The following is a 5,866-nucleotide window of genomic DNA, read 5'->3' on the forward strand; positions in this document are numbered from 1 at the left end:
CGTGTCACTCGTCCGTGTCCACAACTTCTCGATCTCGCTCGACGGCTTCGGCACCGGCGAACCTCAGAGCCACGACGCACCGTTCGGCCACGCCGGCGAAAGACTCCACGAATGGATGTTCACGACCCGGTATTGGCGCGAGATGGTCGGCGAGCCCGGCGGCAGCGCCGGCCTCGACGACGCCTTCGCGCGGCTGCACGGCCCCGGGATCGGCGCCGAGATCATGGGTGCCGGGAAGTTCGGCTACCCCGGATGGCACGATGATCCCGAGTGGAAGGGCTGGTGGGGTCCCGACCCGCCGTTCCACACACCGGTCTTCGTCCTCACCCATCAGCCACGTCCGTCGCTCGAGATGGAGGGCCGCACGACGTTCCACTTCCTCGACGTGTCGCCCGCCGAGGCGCTCGAGACCGCTCGGGAGGCTGCGGACGGGCAGGACGTGCGCGTCGGTGGAGGCGCCACCGTGATCCGCGACTTCCTGGCTGCGGGGCTTGTGGACCACATGCACATCGTGGTGGTCCCGCTCCTGCTCGGCCGAGGCGCGCGCCTGTGGGAGGGGCTGGAGGGCCTCGAGAAGGACTATCAGGTCGAGGCCGCCCCCTCGCCCAGCGGAGTGACCCATGTGACATTCACGCGGGCGGCGTGAGCCGCTCGGGCGCGCACTCACTCGTCAGACCGACGCCGTGAACCCGACCATCCTCGATGACCCACTCGGCGCACAAGGAGGAACTTCATGCAGGAACTGCTCGTGGACTTCATCACCTCACTGGACGGCTACGGGGCCGCGGAGGGCTGGCCCGGATGGTGGGGACTCGAAGGACCCGAGTATCTCGCCTGGCTCGGCCAGCAGCCGGAACGCGACTACACGATCTTGATGGGAGCGAACACGTACCGTCTGATGTCCGGATTCGCCACCGGATCCAAGGCGTCGGCCTCGGACGAGCCCATTACCGATGAGGGCGCCGCCATCGCCGAGCTTGCCAGAGTGTCCAAGGTCGTCTTCTCCTCGACGCTGCAGCCTCCGTTGTCGTGGCCCAACACACGGTTGATCAGCGGAGATGCGGTCGAGGCGGTGGCAGCAATGAAGCAGGACGGCACCAGCCCGATGCGCACCCTCGGCAGCCTGACCCTGTGCCGGTCGCTCCTCGAGGCAGGCCTGGTGGACCGTTTCCGCGTGGTCCTCTTCCCCGTGATCACCGGGAGAACCGGCCGCGACCGCATCTACGACGGGTATCCCGATGTCACCCTCGAGATGGTTGCCAGCGGAACGTTCGACGGCAGACTCCAGCTGCTCGAGTACGTCCCCACGGTGCTCACCGGTCCACCCGGCTCGGACCTCGCTTCCTGAGCGCGCACTGCTGTCCGAGCAGCGCGACGTTCGCCTGGGGTGACGCTCGCCGGAAATTCGCTCCATGAGGACGACACGGCTCTCACGCTTGCGGATTTGCTCGGCGAGGTCATCCGCGCCTGGAGGCGAGTGGCACTGGCACGGCGCCGCGCCCACCACTTCATGACCAACGTCTGATGAGCGAGGGCCGTGGCCGAGTGGGGCGAGCACGTCGACGAAAGCGAGTGCCGCGGCCAGGCGTAGCAACGGGCCTGCGCCGGCGAGGCGTCGCGGCGAGATTTCGAGGAGGATCTGTGGAGGCCTCTCCGACTCCACAGATCCTCCCCGTTCTCTCCACGCGGAGGCGGACGGGAATCGAACCCGCCTGGGAGCTCTCGCCCCCACACCGGTTTTGAAGGCATGTCCGACGCTCGCGCTGTCTTCAGCCCTGTGACCAGCGCCTTTGCCTTCAGGCGTCGTCCCAGAACGTGCAAAGACTTGTGAGGCCGATCCGGCTCGAAGACTTGTCCGGCGGCCCGTGAAGACTTGTCCGGCATCACCTCCTTGATCAGCACGTTACGCCTGGGCGCTGTCGCATGGCGAGAAGACGCGGTTTACGTGGGACGTTGTCGGCGGATGGAAACGGAGTCTCGCTACTTCTCAGACGATGGACGAAATGCACCACCGAGCCGTGGGGCTTCACACCGGCGGCCCGGGCGCCGATCGAGTCGGCGGTCAGACCCTCCACTGGTCGGCGACGCCGGTCGCCGGACGCTCTGCCCGCGCGGTCAGTCGTCGGTTGGGGTGGCGAGCCCGCACATGCCACGTGTCCTCACGCTTCGCACAACGTGACCGGTTGATCGTGGCCCTGCGGTAACAGGGCGGCGGAACGAGACCGGCATTCAGGAAAGCCCGGCACCCCCCGCGCCGAGCACTGCGGCGGTCTTCCTACTGGGGATCACCTCGTCCACGACCCCGTACTCGACGGCCCCTTCGGCGGTGAGGATGAAGTCTCGGTCGGTGTCCTTTGCGACCCTCTCCAGCGGTTGTCCGGTGTGCTCGGCGATGAGCTTCTCGAGCAGCTTGCGACTGCGAGTGATCTCCCTGGCCTGGATCTCGATGTTCGTGGCCTGGCCCTCCGCCCCGCCGTACGGCTGATTCAGCAGGACGCGCGCGTGCGAAAGCGCGAGCCGCTTGCCCGTGGTGCCCGCGAGGAGCAAGACCGCGGCCGCCGAAGCCGCCTGCCCCATGCAGATCGTGGAGACATCGGGCTTGACGTACTGCATCGTGTCGTAGATGGCGAACATGGCCGGGACCTCGCCCCCGGGCGAGTTGATGTAGAGGTTGATGTCCTTGTCGGGATCCTCGGCCTCCAGGTGCAATAGCTGGGCCATGATCAGGTTCCCGACGCTGTCGTCGAACGGCGTGCCGAGGAACACGATCCGCTCCGACAGCAACCGCGAGTAGATGTCGAACGACCGCTCGCCGCGGCTGGTCTGCTCGACGACGACGGGAACGAGCTGGTTCTTGAAGTCGCTCATGGCTTGCCCTCCGATTGGTCTTCCTCGAGGAGGCTCAAGATTGCCCGGCCTCGAAGAGGAGACCTGGTTTGCCGCTCGGCTCTGAGCCTCAGAGTCGATGTCGGCGGTGTGACACTCGTCGAGTGCAACCATTTCACGCTACCACCGGCCAGCGTGACGGCCACCCACTCGCTCAAGGCGGGCCTCAACCAGCAGGCGACGAGAATCCCGAGGTTCACCTGAGTCGGAACGGGACCAGCAACTCGAATGAGTCCTCGCCTCCTGGTCGGGGTGAGAGCTGCTCCTCCTGTTGGTCTTGACGGATCGCCGCCCACCACCAAGCGCGTGGACGTGGCGCCCGCGTGGCGCCCGAGAGGTCGGGGACTGGTCGCCGTGCGGTGGTACGGTGAACATGAACTCCATCCCGATCGCGGAAGGGAGATTCCCATGCTGCAGGTCACCGATGCCGCCGTTTCCGTGCTCAGGAGCGAGGTCTTGCACGAGGGCGATCCCGCGGCGCAACGCGAGCCCGCCACGGCGGTCAGACTCCGGTCGACCGTCACCGACGACGGTCGCCAGACCATCAGCCTGCAACCCGTGATGGGCCCTGCGCCCGGCGACGCGCCCGCGGAGGCTGCGAACCTGGACGTGTTCGTCGCGCCCGAACTGGCCGGTCCGCTCGATGCCGGCGTCCTGGATGCGCAGGCCACGCCTGAGGGTCCGGAGCTGATCTTGCGGGAGCAGTCCGACCAAGCCTGAGCCACCGCGCGGGGCTCGGACGCCGATTCGAGCTCCTTCGTGCAGCCGGGTTGACGCCCTGATCGACTCGTATGACCCGACTCCCATGTCGGTCGCAGGACATGACACGCCGCCGGACGGGGAGGAGGATGACGGTGCCGCTGAGCGATCCGATCGCCTCGTTAGAGGAGTACGTCGCCGCCGGCGGGACGCGCGGGCTCGAACGCGCGCTGCAGATGACGCCCGAGGCGGTGATCGACGAGGTCGAGGCAAGCGGACTGCGCGGCCGCGGTGGCGCCGGCTTCCCGACGGGCGCGAAGTGGCGCTCGATCCGGGACTCAGGCGCCGGTACGCGGTTCGTCGTGGCGAACGGCGCCGAAGGTGAGCCCTCCACGTTCAAGGATCGATGGTTGATGCGGCGGAACCCCTACGCCGTGGTCGAGGGGCTCGCCATCGCGAGCTTCGCGGTCGGCGCGGCCAAGGCGTACGTCGGGATCAAGGAGTCGTTCAAACGCGAGGCCGAGTCGCTCGCTCGCGCCATCGTGGACTTCCGGTCCACCGGGGTGCTCGAGGAGTTCCCGATCAACGTGGTGCTCGGGCCGGACCTGTACCTGTTCGGCGAGGAGACGGGGCTTCTCGAAGTCGTCGAGGGCCGCGCGCCGCTCCCTCGGATCCTGCGGCCGTTCATGCAGGGGCTGTTCGCGGACGCCACGCGCGAGAACCCGACGCTCGTCAACAACGTCGAGACGCTGGCGAACGTCGCGCATGTCCTCGCTGAGGGCGCCGACTGGTGGCGGGCGAGCGGAACTGAGTCCTCGCCGGGGACGATGGCCTTCACGCTCGCCGGCGACGTCGAGCGCGAGGGCGTGTTCGAGCTCCCGCTGGGGACGCCGCTTCGCGAGCTGATCGAGGTGCACGGCGGGGGCGGCGTCCGAGAGGATCGGGTCGTGAAGGTCGTGATCCCGGGCGCATCCGCCGCCGTGCTCCCGGCCGAGACGCTCGACACTCCGATGGACTTCGAGTCGTTCGCCGCCGTCGGCAGCGGGCTCGGCTCGGCGGGGTTCTTCGTCCTGGACGAGACCGCGTGCATGGTCGAAGCCGCCTGGCTCTACTCGCGCTTCCTGTCGATGGAATCGTGCGGCCAGTGCCCGCCGTGCAAGCTGAACTCGGGATACGTGACGGAGCGGCTGCAGCGTCTGCACGCCGGGCGATCGGACGTCGGGGGGCTGGACGCCGTGATCGAGCGAGCGGCGACCTGCACGGATGGGCAGCGATGCGCGCTCCCGACCGGAGAGAGCCTGATCGTGCAGAGCCTGATGCAGCAGTACCGCGAGGAGTTCGAGGCCCACGTCGGCAGGCCGTGCCCGAGCGAGCGCCGGATCGCCTTCCCGAAGCTCGTCGATCTCGACGAGCAGGCGGGCCGATTCATCTACGACGAGACGAACGGCTCCAGGCAGCCCGACTGGTCGCTGAGGCCTGGTCGTGAGGCAGGGTAGCGAAGACATGGGTCTGCGCCTCGAGCCTCGCGTGCTGCTGGCCATCGCCGATGAGATGGCGGCACTGGCCGGCGAACGCGAGGCGGAGTCCGGCCTGGCGATCTTGGCCGCGCACGCTGCCCTGGAGGCCTTCGTCAACGAGACCGGCTCCCGCGAGATCTCGAGCTTCAAGCCCCGGGCCCGGTTCCTGCCGAAGTGGCACGACGCCTGCGAGCGGGTGCTCGGCCGCCAGCTCGATTCCGCGGCCGATCTGGAGCGGCTACAAGCGATCCGAGATGCCCTCGTCGGCTACGAGGGCGAGGCGGAACGGCTGGACCGGCGGGCAGCGAGCCCACCACCGACGATCGCGGAGCGTCTGAACGCCGAGACCGCCCTCTGGGCCGTGGACACCGCCCGCCACGTGATCGCGGAGTTCCATCGGCTCGCCGGTCGGCCCATCCCCGACTGGATCAGATAGCGGGCGCTCACGAGGACGGTCGTGGCAGGCCGCAGGGTCGCCTGGGCGTTGGAGGGGCGGTGGGGCGCGAGGTCTCCCCGCTCGTACGACCCTGACTCCTTCCCAACGTAGCCTCGGGCCCAGTCAAATTCTATCCAGCTAGTAGGATTTAGGTACCCGCTCTTCCCCGGGAGGGTGTCGGTTGAGGGTTGAAGGAGTAGCGCATGGTGCACGGCTCCCATGGCTCGCTCGAACGGACGCCGGGGGCGCTGTTTCGCGCGATGGGGGCCCTCCTTCTCCTGAAGGAGCCGGATCGGTCTCGTGAAGGGCTCGCCCGGGAGCTGCAGGA

The 5,866-nt window shown here is 68.1% G+C and carries 7 protein-coding genes and 1 tRNA gene; 6 read left to right on the forward strand and 2 right to left on the reverse strand.

Annotation, left to right across the window (positions count from 1 at the left end; translation table 11 throughout):
• The first annotated feature begins 1 nt into the window (after window position 1).
• The 3 genes from VGC47_14225 (at window position 2) to VGC47_14235 (ending at window position 1,525) form a co-directional block, all read left to right on the forward strand.
• Window positions 2-646, forward strand: a complete 645-nt coding sequence (locus tag VGC47_14225) for a dihydrofolate reductase family protein (protein HEX9856465.1) — start codon at window positions 2-4, stop codon at window positions 644-646.
• A gap of 87 nt (window positions 647-733) precedes the next feature.
• Window positions 734-1,348, forward strand: coding sequence for a dihydrofolate reductase family protein (locus VGC47_14230; protein HEX9856466.1), 615 nt, complete (start codon window positions 734-736; stop codon window positions 1,346-1,348).
• Window positions 1,349-1,387: 39 nt separating this feature from the next.
• A complete protein-coding gene (locus tag VGC47_14235) occupies window positions 1,388-1,525 on the forward strand; it encodes a hypothetical protein (GenBank protein ID HEX9856467.1) in 138 nt (45 codons plus the stop codon).
• A gap of 164 nt (window positions 1,526-1,689) precedes the next feature.
• On the opposite strand, the gene VGC47_14240 is transcribed toward VGC47_14235, so the two are convergent.
• Together VGC47_14240 and VGC47_14245 are read right to left on the reverse strand one after the other, a co-directional pair.
• Window positions 1,690-1,792, reverse strand: a tRNA-OTHER gene (locus VGC47_14240).
• A 437-nt stretch (window positions 1,793-2,229) separates the two neighbouring features.
• Window positions 2,230-2,868 carry an ATP-dependent Clp protease proteolytic subunit gene (locus VGC47_14245; GenBank protein ID HEX9856468.1) on the reverse strand — a complete coding sequence of 213 codons (639 nt, stop codon included), beginning with the start codon at window positions 2,866-2,868 and terminating at the stop codon, window positions 2,230-2,232.
• A 426-nt stretch (window positions 2,869-3,294) separates the two neighbouring features.
• Here VGC47_14245 and VGC47_14250 point away from each other — a divergent pair, with 426 nt between their 5' ends.
• The 3 genes from VGC47_14250 (at window position 3,295) to VGC47_14260 (ending at window position 5,538) form a co-directional block, all read left to right on the forward strand.
• Complete coding sequence (locus VGC47_14250; protein ID HEX9856469.1) at window positions 3,295-3,606, forward strand: hypothetical protein; 312 nt, start codon at window positions 3,295-3,297, stop codon at window positions 3,604-3,606.
• Window positions 3,607-3,734: 128 nt separating this feature from the next.
• On the forward strand, window positions 3,735-5,081 hold the full coding sequence (locus VGC47_14255; GenBank protein HEX9856470.1) for an NADH-ubiquinone oxidoreductase-F iron-sulfur binding region domain-containing protein: 1,347 nt from the start codon (window positions 3,735-3,737) through the stop codon (window positions 5,079-5,081).
• Window positions 5,068-5,538: a hypothetical protein gene (locus VGC47_14260; GenBank protein ID HEX9856471.1), complete on the forward strand. Its 471-nt coding sequence runs from the start codon at window positions 5,068-5,070 to the stop codon at window positions 5,536-5,538. Before VGC47_14255 ends, VGC47_14260 begins: the two co-directional genes overlap by 14 nt.
• The last annotated feature ends 328 nt before the right edge of the window (window positions 5,539-5,866 follow it).

It is taken from the genome of Acidimicrobiia bacterium (assembly GCA_036396535.1).
Taxonomy (GTDB): Bacteria; Actinomycetota; Acidimicrobiia; order Spongiisociales; family UBA5794; genus DASWKR01.

What these genes read in the sequence shown, in the direction of transcription:
- VGC47_14230 (HEX9856466.1), top strand. Translation starts at nt 734, where the DNA reads ATGCAGGAACTGCTCGTGGACTTCATCACCTCACTGGACGGCTACGGG.
- VGC47_14245 (HEX9856468.1), bottom strand. Translation starts at nt 2,868, where the DNA reads ATGAGCGACTTCAAGAACCAGCTCGTTCCCGTCGTCGTCGAGCAGACC.
- VGC47_14250 (HEX9856469.1), top strand. Translation starts at nt 3,295, where the DNA reads ATGCTGCAGGTCACCGATGCCGCCGTTTCCGTGCTCAGGAGCGAGGTC.
- VGC47_14255 (HEX9856470.1), top strand. Translation starts at nt 3,735, where the DNA reads ATGACGGTGCCGCTGAGCGATCCGATCGCCTCGTTAGAGGAGTACGTC.